Source organism: uncultured Duncaniella sp., from assembly GCF_910577345.1.
Taxonomy (GTDB): domain Bacteria; phylum Bacteroidota; class Bacteroidia; order Bacteroidales; family Muribaculaceae; genus Duncaniella.
This window is the reverse complement of sequence record NZ_CAJTMT010000008.1, coordinates 92,700-114,127: the sequence shown is the minus strand read 5'-3', so window position 1 is coordinate 114,127 and position 21,428 is coordinate 92,700. Positions and strand designations below refer to the sequence as shown.

At 42.8% G+C, this 21,428-nt stretch carries 17 protein-coding genes and 1 tRNA gene; 4 read left to right on the top strand and 14 right to left on the bottom strand.

Going from position 1 to position 21,428, the window contains the following annotated elements; genetic code table 11:
• Nucleotides 1-525: 525 nt before the first annotated feature.
• The 12 genes from QZ310_RS05525 to QZ310_RS05470 form a co-directional block, all read right to left on the bottom strand.
• Complete coding sequence (locus tag QZ310_RS05525) at nt 526-1,287, bottom strand: hypothetical protein (protein ID WP_297071229.1); 762 nt, start codon at nt 1,285-1,287, stop codon at nt 526-528.
• 56 nt (nt 1,288-1,343) lie between these two features.
• Complete coding sequence (locus QZ310_RS05520; RefSeq protein ID WP_297071227.1) at nt 1,344-1,742, bottom strand: hypothetical protein; 399 nt, start codon at nt 1,740-1,742, stop codon at nt 1,344-1,346.
• A gap of 18 nt (nt 1,743-1,760) precedes the next feature.
• Nucleotides 1,761-2,249 carry a hypothetical protein gene (locus QZ310_RS05515; protein ID WP_297071226.1) on the bottom strand — a complete coding sequence of 163 codons (489 nt, stop codon included), beginning with the start codon at nt 2,247-2,249 and terminating at the stop codon, nt 1,761-1,763.
• A 150-nt stretch (nt 2,250-2,399) separates the two neighbouring features.
• Nucleotides 2,400-2,969, bottom strand: coding sequence for a hypothetical protein (locus QZ310_RS05510; RefSeq protein WP_297071224.1), 570 nt, complete (start codon nt 2,967-2,969; stop codon nt 2,400-2,402).
• 497 nt (nt 2,970-3,466) lie between these two features.
• A complete protein-coding gene (locus QZ310_RS05505) occupies nt 3,467-4,531 on the bottom strand; it encodes a DUF3871 family protein (protein WP_297071222.1) in 1,065 nt (354 codons plus the stop codon).
• Nucleotides 4,488-5,390 (bottom strand): AAA family ATPase, encoded by a 903-nt coding sequence (locus QZ310_RS05500; protein ID WP_297071221.1) that lies wholly within the window; start codon nt 5,388-5,390, stop codon nt 4,488-4,490. The genes QZ310_RS05505 and QZ310_RS05500 overlap by 44 nt, the downstream gene beginning before the upstream one ends.
• An 87-nt stretch (nt 5,391-5,477) precedes the next feature.
• The gene (locus QZ310_RS05495; RefSeq protein WP_297071219.1) at nt 5,478-5,747 is read right to left on the bottom strand and encodes a hypothetical protein; all 270 of its coding nucleotides are present in this window, start codon (nt 5,745-5,747) and stop codon (nt 5,478-5,480) included.
• A gap of 227 nt (nt 5,748-5,974) precedes the next feature.
• Nucleotides 5,975-8,167, bottom strand: coding sequence for a DEAD/DEAH box helicase family protein (locus QZ310_RS05490; RefSeq protein ID WP_297071216.1), 2,193 nt, complete (start codon nt 8,165-8,167; stop codon nt 5,975-5,977).
• Nucleotides 8,168-8,243: 76 nt separating this feature from the next.
• Entirely contained in the window at nt 8,244-9,458 is a 1,215-nt protein-coding gene (locus QZ310_RS05485) for a site-specific integrase (protein ID WP_297071214.1), read from the bottom strand.
• A 101-nt stretch (nt 9,459-9,559) separates the two neighbouring features.
• A tRNA-Lys gene (locus QZ310_RS05480) sits at nt 9,560-9,632 on the bottom strand.
• Between the two features lie 737 nt (nt 9,633-10,369).
• Nucleotides 10,370-11,041, bottom strand: a complete 672-nt coding sequence (locus QZ310_RS05475) for a response regulator transcription factor (protein WP_297071212.1) — start codon at nt 11,039-11,041, stop codon at nt 10,370-10,372.
• 17 nt (nt 11,042-11,058) lie between these two features.
• A complete protein-coding gene (locus QZ310_RS05470) occupies nt 11,059-12,528 on the bottom strand; it encodes a HAMP domain-containing sensor histidine kinase (RefSeq protein WP_297071210.1) in 1,470 nt (489 codons plus the stop codon).
• A 213-nt stretch (nt 12,529-12,741) separates the two neighbouring features.
• Between QZ310_RS05470 and QZ310_RS05465 the strand changes: the two genes are divergently transcribed.
• From QZ310_RS05465 to QZ310_RS05455, 3 genes are all read left to right on the top strand, one after another.
• On the top strand, nt 12,742-13,623 hold the full coding sequence (locus tag QZ310_RS05465) for a GLPGLI family protein (protein WP_297071209.1): 882 nt from the start codon (nt 12,742-12,744) through the stop codon (nt 13,621-13,623).
• Complete coding sequence (locus tag QZ310_RS05460) at nt 13,623-16,178, top strand: hypothetical protein (RefSeq protein WP_297071207.1); 2,556 nt, start codon at nt 13,623-13,625, stop codon at nt 16,176-16,178. Before QZ310_RS05465 ends, QZ310_RS05460 begins: the two co-directional genes overlap by 1 nt.
• A 124-nt stretch (nt 16,179-16,302) precedes the next feature.
• Entirely contained in the window at nt 16,303-17,421 is a 1,119-nt protein-coding gene (locus QZ310_RS05455) for a site-specific integrase (protein WP_297071204.1), read from the top strand.
• Between the two features lie 121 nt (nt 17,422-17,542).
• Here the strand turns inward: QZ310_RS05455 and QZ310_RS05450 are convergent, their stop codons facing one another.
• Both QZ310_RS05450 and QZ310_RS05445 read right to left on the bottom strand, forming a co-directional pair.
• The gene (locus tag QZ310_RS05450) at nt 17,543-17,773 is read right to left on the bottom strand and encodes a hypothetical protein (protein WP_297071202.1); all 231 of its coding nucleotides are present in this window, start codon (nt 17,771-17,773) and stop codon (nt 17,543-17,545) included.
• Nucleotides 17,774-17,869: 96 nt separating this feature from the next.
• Nucleotides 17,870-18,796, bottom strand: coding sequence for a LysR substrate-binding domain-containing protein (locus tag QZ310_RS05445; protein WP_297071200.1), 927 nt, complete (start codon nt 18,794-18,796; stop codon nt 17,870-17,872).
• Nucleotides 18,797-18,894: 98 nt separating this feature from the next.
• Between QZ310_RS05445 and QZ310_RS05440 the strand changes: the two genes are divergently transcribed.
• Complete coding sequence (locus QZ310_RS05440) at nt 18,895-21,339, top strand: FAD-dependent oxidoreductase (protein ID WP_297071198.1); 2,445 nt, start codon at nt 18,895-18,897, stop codon at nt 21,337-21,339.
• Nucleotides 21,340-21,428 lie beyond the last annotated feature (89 nt).

Below are 21,428 nucleotides of genomic sequence, written 5' to 3'. Positions count from 1 at the left end.
GAGGTATATCCATTGTTGTGGTACATTTTAATGGCGTTTGTGGTACATCGTGAGAAGTGTACCACATCTTCATAAAACAGCCACCTTACAAGGCTTTCGAGGTGGCAAATCTTTAGCCACCTTGTCGTGTGCAAATCACTGAAAAATAATGAAATAAATCCTTTCGAGGTGGCAAAACATGGTACAATTTCTATTGCCACCTTTATGCACACCAGATACTTCAATATTTTGCTGCGATTGGGGATAGAGGGCATAAAGCAAAACCTCTGAAAATCGGTGATTTTCAGAGGTTTTCGTCGGATTGATAAACCCTTCTGTGATCCGCCTGGGGCTCGAACCCAGGACCCCAACATTAAAAGTGTTATTTTCAACGCCTCTTAATCGTGGTGGTTTGGTACACTTAAACCTTATATAAAACAAGCAATTAAATGTATATCAAATTCGGTTAATGCTTGGTTTAATATTCTTTAGTTTAACCTATGGTTTAACTTGTTGTATATCCAAGAGTAATTAATATTTTGTTAATTAAAAAGGTGGTTCTTCTTCGTTATATTCACATTCCATTCCATGAGGCTTGTTGTATATGTCCTCAATGCTTTCAGTTTCTTCTTCATAAGTCATGAAGCATGGTTGTAAATGGGAAGAAGGTTGGATGATAGGGTTATTCAATGACGTTGGGGTTGTTTCCATCATAAGAGGCACTGATTTGGTTGACCTTGTAGAGTCATTCCTTTCTAAGGTTATAAGTTTAACCTTTGGCAATATGAAATCAAGATACCCGCAAACCTCACGAAAGAAATCGAAATAACTGCCATGCAATCTTGTGATAATATCTATAGTAGAAAGATCTACTTGTAGTACATTGGCATATTTCAGTCTTATTCTTTTGATGAGAGTATTTATGCCTTGGTAGAGGTTGATACATCTATCCATGTGACTACATAGTTCACACTCATTGTAAGGGTGTATATCTGATTTATAATCCTTGCTGTCAGATATGTTGCAAGGATAAATAGCTTTAAGAAACAAACTATATCTTCCTATGGATTTACTCACTTTAAATCTTACACCAAGCCTAAGTATGCGACCATATTCCAACTTGACACCAACCTCATTATTATCAAATATTTCATAGACTGTAATATTATTTGAATTGATGTCTTTCCATCTTCCAGCATTTGCCTCCTTTTTCAACAGCAGGGAAAATATCCTGAAGAAGTCATAAATATCCTCGGTAGTAGGACAATCAATACCATCAATGAAATCTAAGTATTCAATATCTTCCATATACATAAAAAGGTATGCACTTCTATTATTTTATATACGATGAAGTGCATACAAATTCAGGTTAGAATTTGGAGGTTGTCATAATCAATAATCCATTTATTGTCTGCAAGAAATTCAGAGCCTAAAATACCATGCAGTTGAAAGCCATTCTCCTGCTGCATCCTATAGACTACTTCGTCTGCCTCTAAGACTGAGAATATAGTTTCTGCTTTGGTATTCTCAATCTCTATAGTTGCTTTCACCTGTCGGTTATTGACCACATTGCCCTCTATTCCATACATGGACTTTTCAGAGTCCAATAAGTTGAAATAATCAGGCAACCCCTCATAGACAAAAGAGAAAATCACATTATGACTTGCTCCGGTATATATCAAGAAATTAAGATGGGGTTTACTTGATGTAACAATGATTGGAAGTCCAACACATTGTATACTGTCTGAAATTGATATTGCCATTTGATTTCCTATTATTGACTACTTCCACTTACCACCACATGTAAAACTTTGATATACAAAGTTGTCATATAGTTTGTCATAGGTTATAGTCAGTTTAAGATTATCAGAATAAGGGTTCTCCAATACAAAGGAGGCATAATATGTATTATAACCCGACTTAATCACACATTCTCCTAAGATTTGGTTATTTGGGAATCTTACATTATAAAATTGTGTGATGGGAAAGTCATAGCCTTCTTCAAGTTCTATCATATTCCAAATACCTTCCATATAAACCTCATTAGGTCGCTTAAAAGCTGTAACAAGTTGGGTTCCCCAATAATTAGAGAATCCTTTCCATTGATCCAAATCAACATATTCTGTTATAGTTATATCAGTAAATGTTGATAAAGACGTGGTAATTGCTCCTATTTGAGGATTGTATTTCCAAGTGCCACTTTCACTTCCCGAATAGCATTTGTTATTAGGAAAGAACCAAAGTATACCCCAATTATCATATTCTGTCATAAGCCTCCATGCTCCACATAAGTTTTCCTTAGAGAAAATATCATCATCCTTTGTAGATGGTTCATCATTACCACAACTGGTAAATGACGTGACATAAAAACACGAAGCTATTATAGCTATGACAGACTTGTTAAATAATTTTTTTTCATATTATGGTAAATCTTTTGGTGGATATGCTGTTGTGTAAGGAGATATCGTGTCATCGTAAACGTAATTTTTGACTTCGTTCCATTTGTCCATGGTTTGTCGCATTGATATGCGAGGAAAACCATCGGCTTTAATATGTTCGCCTTTCAATGAAAAGAAGCAGCCCTTGAAGTTGTCATATAGTCTGTCTAAATTTTCAATTTCTGATTCATTTTCATTAAAGCCCAAGGAATAATAACCGGCATATGCTCCTAATTCAGATTCATCAAAATATTCATCCTTAACTTTTAACTGAGATATTTTGTCTGAGATGGCTGCCAGACTGCCTCTTGTAAATTCATTGTGCTTCTTTATGATTTGAAAGAAGAGTTGTCGTTGCTCTTCAGTTAAACCCTCTTCTTTTGCCAATTTATATAAATCAACAATAACTAAATATGCGCCTTGCACATTATACCCTTGGTAGAAGTATTCAATATCCCACTTATGTTCATAATTGGGATTCTGTATTTTCTGAACCTTTTTTGACAAGGTATTCCACTTTGCATGTAGCTGTATGAAATCTATATTCCTCATGTCCTTAGAATAGGACATAAAAAAGGTGTAAGCTAATCCTATCTGTTGTTCTGAAGGTATCGCCAAACACCTATGCCCATACAAAAAGGAAGCCTACACCTCATGGTGCAAGCGTTCCTCCTTACTTATGATGGGCAGTTCTTCTAATTTGGCGATTTTTCAGAACACATCATGTAAGAAGTCACACTTCTTTAATATGTCGTTGTTAAACTTTTATTCCATTTGCTGTTAAGTTTTGATTAACAATGCAAAGTTAATTCTTTTACATCATATAATCAATACCCTACAGAGGAAACAAGAAATAACCTTAGACATAATTACCATGTGGAATAGGCTTCTGTGGATACAAACCTTTTGGATTGAAGAGGCTTCAACAATCCTAAAAGTTCAGCAATATATAATATCAATGTTCTCTCTCATTATAGAATACAGCCCAGCATCCTAATAACCCAAGAGCAAGAGATAAAGTAATATGAATGATTTCTGCCATATCAGTTTTATTTTAAGAACCATGAGTATTCACTATCTCCATAGATAGCCTTGTTCAGCCCCTCTGCAAGTTGAGTGGCATTGAGGCTTCTGTCAAGGAAGTTATCAATATAGGAAGACTTATTGGCTCCCGTAAGGAGATTATAAACATTCCACATATTGATTTCCTTACTGCCTTGTGGCACAGCGAAGTTTTCATCATTGTAGTAGGCTCTGGCTATCATGCCTATCTGAGTGTCAGTCATAAGCATCTGAGGGAGCTTCTTCTGTTCAGCCTTAGGCAGAAAGCCATATAGCCGTGACTTACCCAAGAACTGGGCAAACTGATGTTCCGTCATATAGCTTTCCTGCAAATCACCCATCTCATAGAGATGTTTAGCCATATTGTAGTCCTGAAACAAGGCTAATGCAGAATTGAACAGACCTCTTACATCCATACATTTGAGTTCAGACTGATAGCCATCTGTGCTGACACACAGATTACAGCATACCATATTCTTGAAGCCAATGAAGATTTTGAACTTCTCTGCACCTTTCTTGCTGTAGAGGTTTTCATGATTGTAGGCTCTTACTCCACCTATTGTGAGATTGAGTCTATTGCCACGGATATCCTCGCAGATTGAGGGAATCTCAAAGCAGAACATCATTCTCTCATAGTAGATGGTCTTGTCCTCATCAGTCAGCTCTTTTACATTCTTATGTATTGCTTCGGGTGTTCTGCCCTTGATTACATGGCTTACTCTGATTGAAGGTTTCTCTATACTCTCTCTTGGAAATACCTTAGTGGCTGCTTCCCATACTGCTTCAATGAAAGCAGGATGAGAGATAGTAACCTCATTGTCCTTGGAGAACACTGGCACAACACAATCCTCTTTGAGATGATTGATTGTAACCTCTTTTGTATTGGCTTCTATGAAAGGAAGTCTTTTGGTGAATTGCGGAGTTATGATGTTCTCCACAACCTCAACAGCTTCAACCTCTATGGGCTGTCTAAGGCTGTCATTCAGTCTGCTTGGAAAGGTATTGAACCTACTGACAGGCAGTAGTTGCAAAGTTGATAGTGCGGTCTGCATGGTTTATTCTTGTGAAATTTGGTTGATAATTGATGTGGTGAGCTTCCTCTTTAGGCTGTAAAAGCTCATTCTTTCTATTGGTGAAGTCAGACAGAAGTTGCTGATTCCACTCAGGGAACTGCTGATATACAGAGTTGAGTTGCTCAATGGTTTCAGCATTGGAGATTTCAGCCTTTATCATCTCCAATGTGACACCATCATTACACCAATCAAGTATGATTTTACCTGTAGTTGGTGTTATGGTAAACTCAGATTTATTAGCAAAGAGATTGGTTCTGTCCTTTGAAGCCACGGCTTGATGCTTCATGTTGATGTCAAAGACTATGGTGTATTCATAATCTATTCCATCCCTCATCACAGCCTTTAAGCCTACTTTCTCCGGAACCATTTTGCCATTCTTCTCAGACAGCACATAGTCCTGCTTGCATCTCATAGTGGAGATTACATGGCAGTTAACACCAAGTATCATCTGAATAAGAGATGTCATTCTCGGAGTGACCTTTTGCCAATTAGTGAAAGAATTGCCGGGGAGACAGGCATGGTATTCAAGAAGATTGTCCCAGCACTGACTCATGGAGTCAATGATGATAACCTCCATACCAGCCTTTTCACATACCTTGATGGCATCAATATATGTTTCGGGGTCATACTTTCCCTCAAGCGGGAGTACATTGTATTGACCTAAGTGAGCATATAGATCAGCAGAGTTATTCTCGCTGTCTATCACTGCAATCTTAGTCCAATCTCCACATAGCCCATAGGCTAAAAGCAGTGCTGAGTAGGTCTTGCCACTCCCTGCACAGCCTTGAAGAGCAAGCTTAATCTTTGCTTGCTTCTTGGATGATTTTCTTAACTGCATATTGTATTGATTTGAAATGTTGTAATAATGGAAAGGCAGCCTTACACTAAGTAGTGCAGGCTACCTTTGTAGAGGTTATTGAAAATCTTATAGAGTTGCAAGGGTAGGTGCTCCTCCTTCCCCTCTTTGGTGTAGGAGATAGAACATGTCACCTGTCTCTGGGACACAGACATGAGAGATTACAGGTGAGGTGATTTGTCCTTTGAGGAACTTGTCACTTACTGCGCCAACCTCAACTCCATATACGAAGAAGCATTTTCCATTGTTAGGGTTCTGTTTGACCTCTATCTTGTTAACACCCATCTTCTTTTTGAACTCCGCTACTGACAGAGTCTCAACAAACTTGATTTTAACCATGACATTGAATTATATATTGTTATACTTACAGAGGGGGGAGAATCCCCATTTCCAATGTCAAGGGCGGGTTTATTGGTGGCTATAACGTGCTTATATTTGCAAGAAATAATGAAAAAAAATCAGAAAAATTTATTTCCATTATCAACTGAGGCAGTAAAAATAGCTATGGTTATTATAAGCAAGACGATATTGTAGACACAACTCTTAATATATTATATTAGATGTGTCTACAATCTCACTCTCATCTGTATATTATCTTCCGAAGAAATTTGTGTTATTGGTTCTGATGATAAGTTTAGCGCATTTAAACTTTCAATTACATATTCTTTTGTAGGAGACGCATTTCTCTCCTTTCTTACTGATTTTCTCCGCATACTTAAAAAGTATCTTTTAGCAAACGACATCGCTTGCTTATCGGTTAACAGACCTAATCCCAAAATACCTTGCCAAATAGAGTTCACCACCTCTATAATATAGTTATTGGGATAACTCTTTCCGACTTCAAATTTACTATCAATGGTGATTCTGATGGGGTGATTGGGGGATAAAGCCCAAAATACAACCGCATTGTATAGTTGTTTATATTGAACTGGGTTATCATATTCTTGTAGAAGTGGTATTAAGTCCTGAAATGGTACATAGTTAACCAATTCAATCAATCTATCTAAAAAAACACCATTAGCATTTGTCGCAGAATTTCTTCTCGCCATAGCAACTGATTTTAATTGTCCTAAATCATGATATTGCTGTAATTCTGAAATGATAGCATCCCTTTCCACCATTACATTATGGAAGACTTCAGAGTTAATTTCTGAAATGATTTCTTCCGGAATAGGGGAGAGTATTTTTTGACTTAAATCAAGATGACAATTATTCCCATCTATACAAAGTTGATGGAATAGACCTCTTTCATCTGAATACAGTTCGTTTGCTAACTTTATCTGAATCAAAATATTGTCAATGTTAAAGTATGATAAAGCTAACGTATTATCAGTGACTCTGATTAAAGGAGCTTTTGAACTTGATAAGTATGACTTTTTTGAATATAGAACAAAGTCATCTAAAGAGAAGCAATTAAATGCTCTAAGTAGATTCGGGAATAACAACTTTGTATTGGCTATATTTTGGTTTAAACTAATAAGAGTTTCACCATCCTCAATAATCTTATTCCTTATAGCCTCATAATCTATAGAATTATTATTCGGTGAATCTCTGAAACTATATATGATTTGTTCGCTTATAAGTCCACCTTCATGTCTACACCTACCAGCAATCTGTTGCAATTTGTCTGGTGACAATAAGGAATAAGGATGAAAGACATCAGCAACAGATATTAGATGAAATCTTTCCGATATATCTATTCCCACAAAATAAGAACATGTCATGAATATAATATTCTTATCGAGAGTGTCATTAACATCTTCTATATAGTATTCCTCAACATGCTTCTTACTTTTAATTCCACACCATACTCCACATTGTGATTGAATTTCAGTAGATAAACTTTTTATGACAGGCAATATCCCATGTAACACGCTGTTTAAAGCTATTACAATCTTGTCTGTGGGGAAAGCATCTTTTATACTTTGGATAATATTGGAGGTTGCTGTAATAACATTATTAGTTGGATAAAACGTGATATTTCTTGGAGCCTCACTATTAAATACGATGTCTATTATAGGCTCTGAATTAATCATTGGATTTGAAAAAGAACCTACAGTTGCTGATACAAGGCATCTGTTAGTGTATGGAAATTTAAAATAACAATCAATTACTTTTTCCATATTAGGACGATACCAATTATCATATTGGTATGAATCAATTTCATCAACCATTATGAAATATTTGGAAAAACACTCTTCTCCAAGTCTCTTTAAAAAATTAGGCAGACTGTCAGAAACCACTATAAATTTCTTATATTTGATTTCATCATCCGAAAGGTAGTCTTCTAATTCTCTTGGTTGATGCCCATTGATAGGACTTCCTACATAATAGGAGGCGTGTTTAACAGTATTAGGTATATGACTCTTTATAAATTTATCATATGCCAAAGCTCTTGTAGGTACAACTATTATGCTATTTCTACGTGATTTCATTTCTAATGTTGTTGCACCAACACCAGTCCGATTCTTTTTTATAAGTCCCCATGGCAACATGTGGAAAACAGAACTTAGTTTCGCGTTATCTACGGGCATCTTGAAAGATACAGACTTTACGGCGTTTGATATGTGATCTCTTTTTATAGAGCACTCCAACAAAACATTTTGGCATACATGAGCTCCGTTTACATAGCTGGGGGTTCTATCCAAATACACTTCATCTGTATTGGAGTCAACATATGGGTAACTGTCATATAATATCTCATATTTTTCTTCTGAAAACATGCTTGACCCAAAAATATTTTCTTCAAAAAAATCCATTGTCATTTTTTCTTACAAAGATAATGGATTGTAGACACATCTCCTAATAAATAGAAATAAATGTGTCTACAACCCATTAGTCAAGATGAGACATAGCATCCTCAATTTGGCTATTTTCAAAGGAGTCAAGATAAGTTTGAGTGATTTTTTCTGAACTATGCCCCAGAGATTCACTGATTATAGCAGTCGATACTCCAGCCCTTTTTAGTACAGTTGCATAGGAATGTCTTGCAACATAGGTTGTCAACTTTATTGGCAATCCTATCCTTTCTCCTATTTCTTTCAACGTTCCATTTACTTTCGCCAACACTTTATGAAGTCTGTTAACCTTTTGGACTTCGGTCTGATGAAAATGGGAAAGTATTGGAAAGATGAATGAATTGTTGCCTACTGTGGCATCAGAGTATCTTGCAATGACATTTATTGCCATAGGATGTAATGGTATGACTATCTGCTTCTTTGTCTTAGCTCTCAAGTAACATAACTTACCACCCGTAATATTGGAATGCTTAAGCATAGCCATGTCTATGAAGTTAATGCCAGCACAATAGTAAGAGAAAGTGAACAGGGATATAGCCAATATCTCTATATCTGTTTTCCCTTTATAGGATAATACCTTCTGGATGTCTACCTTGGTCATAGACCTCTTGGGTGGGGATTGACTTACTTTTGACACTTTATAGGATTGAAAGGGATAGCATTCCTTGTCTATAACATGATATTCTATAGCCATATTGAATACAGCTCTAAGATGCCTAATTCTTGTGCCAATTGTATTGACTGCCAAGCCTTGTTTATGCATCCATATCTCATACTTCTTTAGCCACACCACATTAACATCACTAAAGGGAATGTCAAGAGATCCAGCATACTTTACAAAAGAATTATAACTCACCTCATACATCCCTGCATACCTCAATCTACCTTGCTCTTTCAGAAATCTTACATAATAATTGAAACATTCTCCAACATTATTATGCAGATGTGCTTTAGCAGACTGAGATGGTGATAGGAGAGATGACGCAGTAAATTCCTTTCCCTCTATCTTTTTACTAAGGATAGTCTTTTGAAGCTCAAAGAGCCTCTGTTGTATCAGCAATCTTATCTCATCTCTATTGGGGCAACTGTCATTAGGTTCATTCTTTTTGAAGTCCCAATGAGATGGTAAAATGGAGATGCCAAGACTTTGGTACTTTTTCTTCCCATCTTTGCAGATGCGTACCATAAGAGGGTGTTTGCCGTCACTTAAAGTTTTTGACTTGTAACACACGACTTTAACTGTTTCACTCATGAAAGTTTTGGTTTAACTCTCGGTTTAACTTTCATAGTAAAACCACGGTGTACACAAAAGAAAAAAGCAGTTAGATTTTAGTCTAACTGCTTGATTTTCAGTGATCCGCGTGGGGCTCGAACCCACGACCCCAACATTAAAAGTGTTGTGCTCTACCAGCTGAGCTAGCGAATCTTTTTTGCTATTGATTTGGTGTGAACCGGCTTTGACAATCTCGTTTGTGGTAGCCCTTGTTCTCAAAAGCGATGCAAAGGTAGGGGTTATTTTTGAATTGTGCAAATTTTTAATCGTTTTTTTGCAAATAAAATGCAAAAATTAAGATTTCGGGTGTTTTTGAGGGCTTCATATTGGCTTTTACTCTCTATTTGCGAGTACAAAATTAGCGGTTAGTTGGGAAAATGCTACACAGAATAATTTTAAATCTGCCATTACCGCAATTGAAACCCATCTTAATCTTACACTCTTTATTGCTGTCCTCAAAATTTTTTTACCTAACAGCAATAATAAAAAGTAGACTCGACCGCTGATAATCTGCTGCCGAGCCATCTCTTTTTGCTTTAACCGAATTTTATCGGATAGCAATAACACTCTGCCTAAACACCCAGATAGTCCAATTAACACATATAATTAAAAAATGCCATTGACTCATAATACAAAAATGCCATTGACTCACTTGTCATATTCCAATAATGTTCCCCAAACAATAACTCTATCACGGTTCATAAGCAACCGCTATCCTATCCATCTCACCACTTATCCTTCCAAACACCACACCTATCTCTATCGGACTAAACAAAAATCCAATACACGAATCTTATACCCAACTAACCAAATCCGTTACTCACTCTTCCGCTTCCTCACACCATAGCTTTTCCTGCTCTGCTCTCCCACTCCCCTACCCCTGTCTTAATCTACCCAACCTGAAGTATATATCCTTTCTTCTTTATGGAAATGATAGCCACAGCAGGGTCTGTCAACATTTTCCTGATATATGTAATCTGGACATTCAATGCCATTGAATTTGAGTAGCTCGCATCGCCCCAGACGGTGTTGAGAATCACATCACGCTCAACAAGCTTCCCCTCATTACGGGCAAGAATCGAGAGAATCTCGGATTGACGGACCGACAGCGAATGCGTCTCTCCGTCATAGCTTAATGTCGAGAGATTCGGATGGAAAACCGTGTTCCCAAAACGATATTCCATTTCATGGCTGACGAGATCGCTTTCAAACCGCTCATTGATTTTAGCAATCAGCTCTTCCGGATAGAACGGTTTCGGAATATAGTCGTTGCCTTTAAGTGAGAATCCATACAGACGGTCCACCTTGTCCGTTCGGTCGGTAAGGAAAAATATAATCACCCTCTTGTCCGACAATCGTATGGTCCTTGCCACTTCAAATCCGTTCATCTCCGGCATGTTAATGTCAAGCAATATCAGGTCAGGACGGCTATCGCGATACAGTTCAAGACCTATCCGGCCATTCGAGGCGTAGGTGACCTCGTAGCCCTCGGCTTCAATGAAGCGCTTGAGCAACATTGAATTAGTCAGATCGTCATCGACGAGCAATATCTTCTTATTCATTGCGGTATGGTGAATGTTCATTGCGGTATGGTAAATGTGAACGATGTGCCTGCTCCGGGAGTGCTATCGACAAATATGTTCCCACCGTGAGCCTCCACGAGAAGTTTGACATAGGTCAACCCGAGCCCCATTCCGGGAATGTCGCTATCCACTGCCCTACCCCTGTAAAATCTTGTAAATATCTTTGCTTGGTCAGAAAGAGGAATACCGTTGCCGGTATCAGTGACAATGACAGACACTCCCTTGTCGGAAACCGTCGCTTCAACACTTATCACGACCGTATCACCCGAATACTTAATGGCGTTTTCAATCAGATTATTAATGATGTTGAAGATATGGCTACGGTCGGCTGACACCTGAATGTCGTCTTTCACGCGGTTCTCAAACACAATGGTCTTTCCACTCGGTCTTTGGATGGAAGAGACAACGTCGGATACCAACGCCGCCAGATTGAAGCAGACAATATTCAGAGGTATCTGCTCGACACGATTGAAGGTTATGTCGCGCAGTTTCGAGAAATAAGCCGAAAGATTGTCAAGAGCCGTCCGCGTAGCTCCCATTAATTCCGCTTTTACATCCTTGTCGGCAAGCATCTTTTCATTCTCAATTCCCGAAACACACATTTTCAGCGTCGAGATTGGCCGTTTCAGTTCATGAATCATAGTGGTTATGAACATATTGCGCATCCGGTCAAGCCGCGTCAGCCTGACAATCGTCTTTATCTGCCATAAAAGACACAGGATGAGAAACAACGAAATGACAGAAGCCAGCACCAAAGTCCAACCCATGCTACGCAATATCTCCGAAGAAGGAATTTCACATTCTATCACCACCGCCTTTCTTTCAAGTTCGGAATAAGGGGTCGTGACACTGAAGCGGGGCGAGATTACAGATGAATGACGTATGGTTACAGGTTCCCATGTCACGCTGTCCTGCAAAATCAAAGTGATTTCAGCATTGAGGTTACTCTTTCTTAATATTGAGTCTATCCCCACTGTGGTGAAAGGAGATTGTATCTCACTGTCGAAATTCCTCATGGCATTCCACGCAATACCGTCGGAGGGAGCACTCGTGGCATCGACCGTGGCTATCTTTGCATCAACCATCTCAAGTGAGTCAAGCACCAATTCCTGAAGCCTTTTCATTTCTTCGGGGGTAAGGTCGCGTTTATCCGCTATCCCCAGAAGTTTACGGCCATCAATTTCCTTTGTGGTCACAGTCACATTGCGTCGCCGGTTTCCGGCAGAGTCAACATCGGTATTCATCTGATACGATGACTGCGTTCTGGCTATTTTCTTTACTGCTGAGCGTTTTGATCTTTCATTATTATACTCGGCAATGGCATTTGAAATTATTTCGCACGAAATATCCTCATATTCAGATAGAGTATATTCATAGCGACCATACAGCCAATATACCTGCATTCCGAGGAAGGCAAGAATCGCCGCAATTGACAATATATAGAGCGTTTTTATTTTCTTTTCCATTGCGCAAAATTAGTCAATACCTATAACATAAACGCCTGAAACGGTGGATAATTTACAGGGAGTAATAATTTAGTAATAATTCCATAATGTTTGAGTAATGATTATTTTCGATGTGTGCCTCATGGTGGCAGTAACTTTGCATCGTGAACCTCGAAGAGCTCGGCGAGGACCTATAAGACAAGGCAACCGAGCCAAACAAAAAACTACAACAAAATGAATAAATCAACAATCATCCTTGCGGTCATCATGCTGCTGTCAATGGCCGCGTCAGGCAAAGTGTTGCGCCGCACCCTCGGCATATTCCAGCACAATGTGCCCGAAACAGAGACCCTCGCACCGGAAACAATGGAATTTGTCTATGACTACTCATGGTGCAATGATACGACCGATCAACTTGAAGACAACTACACCACCGACCAAATGCTTCTGCAAATAGGCCCCGACGGACTGTCAAAATTCTCAAGCTACAAGAATCTCACAGTCGATTCGCTCCTGATGAACTTGACCCAGGAACAGGTGGCACAAGCTGCTATGGACGGAAAACTTTCCAACGGTGAATTCATGACAATCTTCAAGAACTATCCGGAAAACAAACTTACCCACACAGAAAAAATCTGTATGGACTGGTTCCGCTATGAAGAGGATATGCCTGAACTTGAATGGGAACTGACCGACAGCGTGGCTACGGTTCTCGGTTACGAATGCCACTCAGCCATCTGCAATTTCCGGGGACGTGAGTGGACTGCCTTTTACACAGAGGATATTCCAATGATGGAAGGGCCATGGAAATTGCATGGACTTCCGGGACTTATCATGAAAGCCTCGGATAAAGATGAAAATTATATTTTTGAATGTATCGGTATTAAGTCAAAGGCCGACAGACCGATAACAATCTACAAAGTCCCTTACAACACAACTTCACGAGCAAAATATTATGACGCAAAACACCGCTACGACATAAATCCATACGCTTACTATGAAGCCGGTGGCCACGGACATATCACGGTCAGCGACGAAAATGGCAATCCCATGCTTGATGCTTACGACCCAATTGAATTGCCATTCGATTACATTGAACTTGACTGGAAAAAATAATGACAAGATACAGCTTTTTTATACTCAGCCTTTTCCTCGGACTGCTGTCGGCTTCGGCAGCAGTCCCGGAAACGGTGTCCGGGGCAATAGTTGACGGGGAGAACGCTCAGCCCGTGACGGGTGTGATTGTGCAAGCACTAAACAGACAAGGAAAAGCCATTGCGTTTGCGTCATCTGATGCGGACGGCGCTTTCAAAATCAAAATCTCAGAAGCGGCTGATTCCATTTCATTCCGCTGCATGGGATACGAACCATTGAAATTGCACAAGGATTATGACTTTGCTAAAGGCGTGGAGATGTGGCCAAAGGCCACACAGTTGAAGGATGTGATTGTGCAAGCCCCCGACATCTATGCAAAGGGCGATACTCTTGTGTTCAATGTTTCCCGGTATGCCAATGCCTCCGACAATGCCATTATTGACATCATCAAACGTCTGCCCGGCATCAGAGTCGAGGATGACGGAACCATCAAGTATCAGGGAAAACCTATCAACAAGTTCTATATCGACGGCGATGATTTCTTGGGAGGTCAGTATGGCCTCGCAACCAACAATATCTCACACAAGGATGTAAAATCTGTGGAAGTGATGGAAAACCATCAGCCCGTCAAGGCTCTTGAAGGGAGTGAGTTTCCCGAAGAGGCAGGTATAAATATCAAACTCAACGAAGGAGCGAAAGGCAAATGGGTAGGTGTGGCGAAAGCCGGGACGGGCGCACAGCCGTGGCTTTATGACGGCTCTCTGTATGCAATGCGGATTGCGCCTAAAGTGAATAATATCTTGACACTGAGAGGTGGCAACACAGGCTGGAACCCTGCCGAACAGATAACTGAGCATGATTTCAGCGATATGTCGTTCACCGGCTATTCGGAGTCGTTGTGGCCTGAATATATAGCAGCCGACATCATCAATGCCCCGCTCAATGAAAAGCGCACCCGCGACAACCTGTCGTGGCTCGCCAACTCCATAACGGCATGGACGCGTGGGGATGCCTCGATGCGATTCAAACTTAATTATGTCGGCGACAGACTCGATTACAATTCCGGATTACGGACAGATTATTTCAGCCAGTCAATTCCGGAGTTTATTCAAAACAACAGTCTCCGCACACAGAGTCATGACGTGTCGGCTCAGTTTAACATGCAGATAAACAAACGTGGATATTTCTTGAAGGACAAACTTACGGTTGAAGGCATCCTGGAAAATTCACGCTCGGCCATTACCGGCTCTTTCGACCTTTACCAGCGTATCCGTCGCCGCAATCTTTCTGCCACCAACGACCTGAAACTCGTGAAGCGCAACGACAAAAAACTCTTTGAACTGACATCCCGGAATTCGTTCTCTCACCATCCCGACCGGCTCTTTGTAAATGGCGATGAAGATGCAGTTCAAAACGTCGGCACAACTGATTTCCGAAGCACAACTGAAACTCGCTGGGGCAAATTAGGCCGTTTCTGGAAATTCTATATTAACGGAGGGCTTGACTTGAACTATCACCGCATGAATCTTTTCCTGCTTGGAATGGGAGATTTCGACAATTCGCGATATTTCAACGCATTCCTTTCAAACTTCTATGCCACTCCGCAGCTCGACTACGATCGCAATGGCTGGCTGTTGTCAACCAAAATAACGGCGAAATGGCTTCATCACAGTGTAAACCATCAATCTGACTACATGAATCTCTTCCCAAGAATTTATGTACGAAAGAAAATATCGGCAAAAAGCGAGGTTTCCGCCTCCATTTCATATCAGCTCAGTTCACCTCAGGCCTATATGAATATCAATGTGCCCGTGATGTCAGACTACCGTAATCTCTTCATAGCCAATAATATTGACAAGTATTCGCAGAATATTGCAGCGACTGCAAGTTATAGATACCGCAACCCCCTGACATCTTTCTTTGCCAACGCCTCGCTGACCTATAATTACAGTCGTAGTGCATATATGTCAAACCAATTGTTTATTGATGATTTCATCATATCGACATACTCCGACCGACTTTCGGGAAACCATTTCTGGAGCATAACCGGTGGCGTAAGCAAAGGTCTTGGCCATAGCCGGATGGTCATCGGCTTGGATGCCAATGCCTCTACGAGTTCTGCGTCGTCGATGCGTGACAACATCCTGGAGGATTACAGCCAACAGACCCTGAGCTTAAAACCATATTTCAAGGGAAGCCTGTGTAAGTGGCTTTCTATGAATTATGATGCGAACTATGGATTTTCGCAGTTGAAAATTGGCAACACCGACAATCGCACCCACTCATTCAACCAGAAAATCTATGCCATCATAATGCCGCATGACCGTTGGCAGTTTACATTAGGCGCAGAGCATTTCCTCACCAAATTTCCGGAAGGCAATGTTGAGAACCTCGTCCTGCTCGACGCATCTGCCGTTTGGAACTTCAACGGCAAAGTGCGCCTGTCGCTCACCGCCAACAATCTGCTCGACAACCGCCACTACGACTATGTTACCTACGGCACACTCTCCCGCTCAGAACATTCATTCCAAATCCGCCCCCGCAACATCCTCGCCTCAATCCAATACCGCTTCTGAAGACTCCTGGATGTCATATACATTATAATGGAGATGACAATTAAGGCCAACAAATCTAACGGTAGTTTTCACATAGTCATTTAAGGATTTAATTTTGCAGTGAATTTTAAATCCAAACAGCATAATGACAAACACTTGTACTAAAGTATTTCTTCGCAGACGGCCATACGCCGGAGGGAAAATTTCACTGTATCTTGACTATTACCCTGCAATTCTCAATCCCTACACCAACAGAATGACTCGCCGCGAGACTCTCGGCATTGTCATCTATGCGGAGCCTGCGACCGAGGAGCAGCGGCGGTTCAATCAGGAGATGGAGGACAAGGCTGAAGCTATCCGCTGCATCAGATACCAGTCGCTGATAAACGAGCAATTCGGATTTCTCGACAAGGCCAAGCAGAAAATGGATTTTCTCGCCTACTTCGAGAAGAAAGCCCGAAGCCAGGATGAGAAATGGATAAGTGTCTATCTTCATTTCAAGAATTTTGTCGGCGGCAAATGCTGTTTCAGCGATGTCACGGTGGCATTGTGTGACAACTTCCGCAGCTATCTCCTCAGCGCGGATTTATTGCGTCATCCCGGAAGAGGCGGCCGATTGTCGGCGAACTCCGCCGCAGGATATTGGGCCACATTCCGCTGCCTTCTGAAAATTGCTTATCGCGAACGGTTTTTCCCGGAAAATATCAACGACCGGCTAAAAGGGCTCAAATGGCAGGAGGTCAGGAAAGAGTATATCACCCTTGAGGAAATGAGGATGCTTGCCGATACCGAGTGCGACATTCCGGTCTTAAAACAGGCTTCCATGTTCGGGCTTTTCACGGGATTGCGACTGAGCGACCTCCTGAACCTGACGTGGGACAACATCGGGCGCAGTCCGGATGGGGGCCACTGTCTGCGCCTGCGCACGGAGAAGACCGATAGTCAGGTGACGCTCCCGGTCAGCGAAGAGGCCATGCAATATTGCGGCGAGCGCGACTGTGGCCTTGTGTTCAAAGGATTCCGGCGCTCGATGGCACAACATGCGTTCAAAAAATGGGTGAAATCAGCAGGAATCGAAAAGAAATTGTCGTTTCATTGCCTCCGCCATTCATTTGCAACGATTCTGATTTCATTGGGAATAGATGTCTATGTAGTTTCAAAAATGCTGACCCACCGCAGTGTCCGGACCACCCAGATTTATGCCGACATAGTCAGCGCGAAAAAACGTGAGGCATCCAACGCCATCACCCTTCGGCAGACCTGAAGTCCGGAAGGAGATGCTGATTTAGCGTAAGAGTCCGCATTGACCGTGACTTTTGAGGGCAAAAAAAATCGGCAGACTGTGACACCGTGTCACACTGCCGATTTATAACTTCTACATTGGATTATTTCCCAAAAATGCCACCGATTTTGCCTTTGATTTCGTCCAAAACGCTTTCCTGCACTCCGTCGCCGTCGAGATCACCGATGAGACCTGAGCCTTTGACTTTTTCAATAATCTCCGACATGGAGAAATTGCTTGTGTCAATGCCTTTGAGATGTTCTGTGACAGCAGAAATATCAAACGAATTGCCAAACTTGGCAGTCAGTTCCGACAGTATGTTCTGTATATCCATAACGTTTTTTCTTTTGGGTTAATAGAATTTTAGTACATAAACATAACAAATCGGACGATGGTAATGTTTATCCCCGGGAATGGAGCGGGCTACGGCTCATAGGCGAATGCCGTTTCGCAAGAGCGGTGCCTCCATCATCCCTTCAGGCATAAATTTCTTCAAGGTATCGACGACCGTGTTCAGCATCCGTTCCCTCACAAAATCTTCGCGTATATACATCGACATCTTGCGCAATGAAAGGTGGTCGCCGTCAATCCTGCGGACATTCGGGCGCTGCTGTTCCGTGAGCATCGGGATGTGCATTTCGGGGATGATCGTATAGCCCCCGTTGGCATCCACAATCCTTATCAATGTGTCGATGTTTCCTGCCTCATAGACATGTCGCTTGCCAATCCTCCCCTTGCAGAAACTGAAGGCGCTCTCACGCAGACATTGCACCTCCTTCATCACCCAAAGATGCTCATGCTCCAGTTCCTCGGGACGGAAAACGGCAAGCCTGCGCTGACAGCTCTCGGAGAGGTAGACGAAGAAACGCTCCGTGTAGAGCGGAATCTCATACAGTCCGGGGATTGCAAATCCGGTGGTGGCGATTCCGGCATCGGCCGTCGATTCCAGAATGGATTTGATCATGGCTTCAGGACGCATCTCCTCGACAGAGAGGGTTACGTCGGGATAGTCCGACAGATAAATCCTGATAAAGTCCGGCAATATGTAGGGCGCGATGCTCGGCCCCACCGAGATCCTGAATTCTCCGGCGACCGCACCCTTGCTTTCGCTCACCATCTCCTTGATGCGGTTGGCCTCCATGAGTATCAGGCGAGCTTGTTCCACTATCCTCTTTCCGATTGTGGTGGTCCTCACCTTCCGGCTCGTGCGCTCAAACAATTTGACATCAAGCTCATCCTCCAGCTTGCCGACCATACCGCTCAGTGTCGGCTGAGTCACATCGAGAGCCTCAGCCGCCAGAGCGAAGCTGCTGTAACGGTCTATTGCGACCACATATTTCAATTGCTGCAATGTCATATCAATAGTTTTTATCTATGCAAAGATAGTAAAAACCATTTGTTCGCCTATCGGTTTATATCTACCTTTGTGAAAAATAAATAAAGAACCAAGCAATTATGAAATATCTTATAATCGGAGGAGTGGCCGGCGGAGCCACCGCAGCGGCAAGAATCAGACGAATCTCGGAAGATGCCGAAATAATTCTCTTTGAAAAAGGGGAACATATCTCATACGCCAACTGCGGTCTCCCCTACTACATCGGAGGTGTGATAGCAGAGCGCGAGAAGCTCCTCGTGCAGACCCCGGAGTCGTTCGGACAACGTTTCAACATCGACGTGCGCGTCAACTCGGAAGTGACAGCCATAAACCCGAAAGCGAAAACCGTCACTGTGACAGGTCCCGACGGCTCGTCGTACACTGAGAGCTACGACCGTCTGCTGCTTTCTCCCGGCGCGTCACCCGTGCGCCCACCTCTGCCCGGAATAAACAGCGAAGGAATCTACACCTTGCGCAATGTGGCCGACACTGACAGGATAAAGGCAAAAGTTTTGTCGGGTGATGTGAAGCGCGCCGTCATCGTCGGCGGTGGGTTCATCGGACTGGAGATGGCCGAAAACCTCAGCCATGCCGGTGCGGAAGTAGCCGTCGTGGAAATGGCTCCGCAGGTGATGGCTCCGATTGATTTCTCAATGGCGCAGATTGTCCATTCGCATCTGCAGGAAAAAGGCGTGCGCCTCTATCTTGAGACAGCAGTCTCATCATTTTCGAAAACCGAGGATGGAATTGAAATCCATTTTGCAGACGGACGCACACTTGAAGCCGACATTGTAATCCTCTCAATCGGTGTCCGCCCCAATACATCCCTCGCTGCCGAAGCAGCTCTTGAAATCGGCCCGATGCGCGGAATCAAGGTGGATGAGTTTCTGCGCACCTCTGATGAAAACATCTATGCTGTCGGCGATGCCATTGAATATCCCCACCCCGTCACCGGTAAACCCTGGCTCAACTATCTCGCCGGACCGGCCAACCGTCAGGCAAGAATCGTTGCCGACAACATGGTATTCGGCGACAAAATCAAATACGAAGGTGCAATCGGCACATCCATCGCCAAGATTTTCGACATGACAGTCGCAGCCACCGGCCTCGCGGCAAAACGTTTGAAAAATGACGGCATAGAATATCTCTCGGCGACCATACATCCGTCGTCACATGCCGGATACTACCCCGATGCACTGCCCATGACCATTAAAGTGGTGTTCGCTCCTAAAGACGGAAAACTCCTCGGCGCACAGATTGTCGGCTATGACGGCGTGGACAAACGCATCGACATGATTGCAGAGGTAATCAAAAACGGAGGCACTGTCTCAGACCTGACAAGGATTGAACAGGCCTACGCCCCACCCTATTCCTCGGCCAAGGACCCCGTGGCCATCGCAGGATATGTGGCCGAAAATATCCTCTCCGGAAAAATGAGCCCTATCTACTGGAGGGACTTGCAGAATGCCAAGGCGGATGATTTCGTGTTGATCGACGTACGCACCCCGATGGAATTTGCCACCGGTGCGCTTCCCGGAGCCATCAATATCCCTCTTGACTCAATGCGCGGACAACTTGGAGAGATTCCGACAGGACGACCCATAGTGGTCTATTGCGGAGTTGGACTCCGCGGCTATCTCGCGTCAAACATTCTCCGCCAGAACGGTTTCGACGACGTGCGCAACCTCATCGGAGGAATCAAGACCTTCAAGAGTGCCACCAATCCCCTGCCCCAACCTAAACCCTTCTGCAATACCGAAAAAGTGAAATCTTCAACCCCCAAACCTGCAACTTCAACCATCAGAATTGATGCGTGTGGCCTTTCATGCCCCGGTCCGATAATGAAACTCAAAGAGGCTATGGACCGCATGACACCCGGAGAAACTCTTGAAATCACCGCAACCGATCCCGGTTTTGTACGTGATGCCGAAGCATGGTGTCAGTCGACAGGAAACAATTTCATTTCCTCGGACTCGACAGCCGGAAAGTATAAAATCTTCGTGGGTCGCGGAAATCCCAAAGAGAACGGGGAAAACTGCGAGACCGCAGTGGCAGGACGCGGCAAGACCTTTGTGCTTTTCAGTGATGACCTTGACAAAACTCTCGCCACCTTCGTGCTTGCCAACGGAGCAGCCGCCACAGGCGAGAAAGTCACGATATTCTTCACCTTCTGGGGGTTAAATGCCATCAAGAAATCAAGCAAACCCAAGGTGAGCAAGGACCTTTTCGGAAAAATGTTCTCCATGATGCTCCCTTCCGATTCAAAATCGCTCAAGCTCTCGAAGATGAACATGTTTGGAGCAGGAAGCAAGATGATGCGCCACATCATGAAACACAAGAACATCGCCTCGCTCGAACAGCTCCGTGATGCAGCCATAGAAAACGGTGTTGAATTCATTGCCTGCCAGATGTCGATGGATGTCATGGGCGTGCAGCGCGAGGAACTCCTCGACAACGTGACAATCGGCGGCGTGGCAACCTACATGAACCGCACCGACCACGCAAATCTCAACCTCTTCATCTGATTGCCTCACTCATGGGCTGTGACTTCCTTGACATGGAGTCACAGCCCTCTCTCATTTTACCGCCGTTGAACTTTTCCGTGATGACAGCG

Excerpts from the sequence above, each read along its gene's own strand:
- QZ310_RS05475 (WP_297071212.1), bottom strand. The coding sequence starts at position 11,041 with ATGAATAAGAAGATATTGCTCGTCGATGACGATCTGACTAATTCAATG.
- QZ310_RS05500 (WP_297071221.1), bottom strand. The coding sequence starts at position 5,390 with ATGCAGTTAAGAAAATCATCCAAGAAGCAAGCAAAGATTAAGCTTGCT.
- QZ310_RS05450 (WP_297071202.1), bottom strand. The coding sequence starts at position 17,773 with ATGGATATACAGAACATACTGTCGGAACTGACTGCCAAGTTTGGCAAT.
- QZ310_RS05515 (WP_297071226.1), bottom strand. The coding sequence starts at position 2,249 with ATGACAGAATATGATAATTGGGGTATACTTTGGTTCTTTCCTAATAAC.
- QZ310_RS05460 (WP_297071207.1), top strand. The coding sequence starts at position 13,623 with ATGACAAGATACAGCTTTTTTATACTCAGCCTTTTCCTCGGACTGCTG.
- QZ310_RS05505 (WP_297071222.1), bottom strand. The coding sequence starts at position 4,531 with ATGCAGACCGCACTATCAACTTTGCAACTACTGCCTGTCAGTAGGTTC.
- QZ310_RS05495 (WP_297071219.1), bottom strand. The coding sequence starts at position 5,747 with ATGGTTAAAATCAAGTTTGTTGAGACTCTGTCAGTAGCGGAGTTCAAA.
- QZ310_RS05440 (WP_297071198.1), top strand. The coding sequence starts at position 18,895 with ATGAAATATCTTATAATCGGAGGAGTGGCCGGCGGAGCCACCGCAGCG.
- QZ310_RS05470 (WP_297071210.1), bottom strand. The coding sequence starts at position 12,528 with ATGGAAAAGAAAATAAAAACGCTCTATATATTGTCAATTGCGGCGATT.
- QZ310_RS05520 (WP_297071227.1), bottom strand. The coding sequence starts at position 1,742 with ATGGCAATATCAATTTCAGACAGTATACAATGTGTTGGACTTCCAATC.
- QZ310_RS05490 (WP_297071216.1), bottom strand. The coding sequence starts at position 8,167 with ATGGATTTTTTTGAAGAAAATATTTTTGGGTCAAGCATGTTTTCAGAA.
- QZ310_RS05445 (WP_297071200.1), bottom strand. The coding sequence starts at position 18,796 with ATGACATTGCAGCAATTGAAATATGTGGTCGCAATAGACCGTTACAGC.
- QZ310_RS05465 (WP_297071209.1), top strand. The coding sequence starts at position 12,742 with ATGAATAAATCAACAATCATCCTTGCGGTCATCATGCTGCTGTCAATG.
- QZ310_RS05455 (WP_297071204.1), top strand. The coding sequence starts at position 16,303 with ATGACAAACACTTGTACTAAAGTATTTCTTCGCAGACGGCCATACGCC.
- QZ310_RS05485 (WP_297071214.1), bottom strand. The coding sequence starts at position 9,458 with ATGAGTGAAACAGTTAAAGTCGTGTGTTACAAGTCAAAAACTTTAAGT.
- QZ310_RS05510 (WP_297071224.1), bottom strand. The coding sequence starts at position 2,969 with ATGAGGAATATAGATTTCATACAGCTACATGCAAAGTGGAATACCTTG.
- QZ310_RS05525 (WP_297071229.1), bottom strand. The coding sequence starts at position 1,287 with ATGGAAGATATTGAATACTTAGATTTCATTGATGGTATTGATTGTCCT.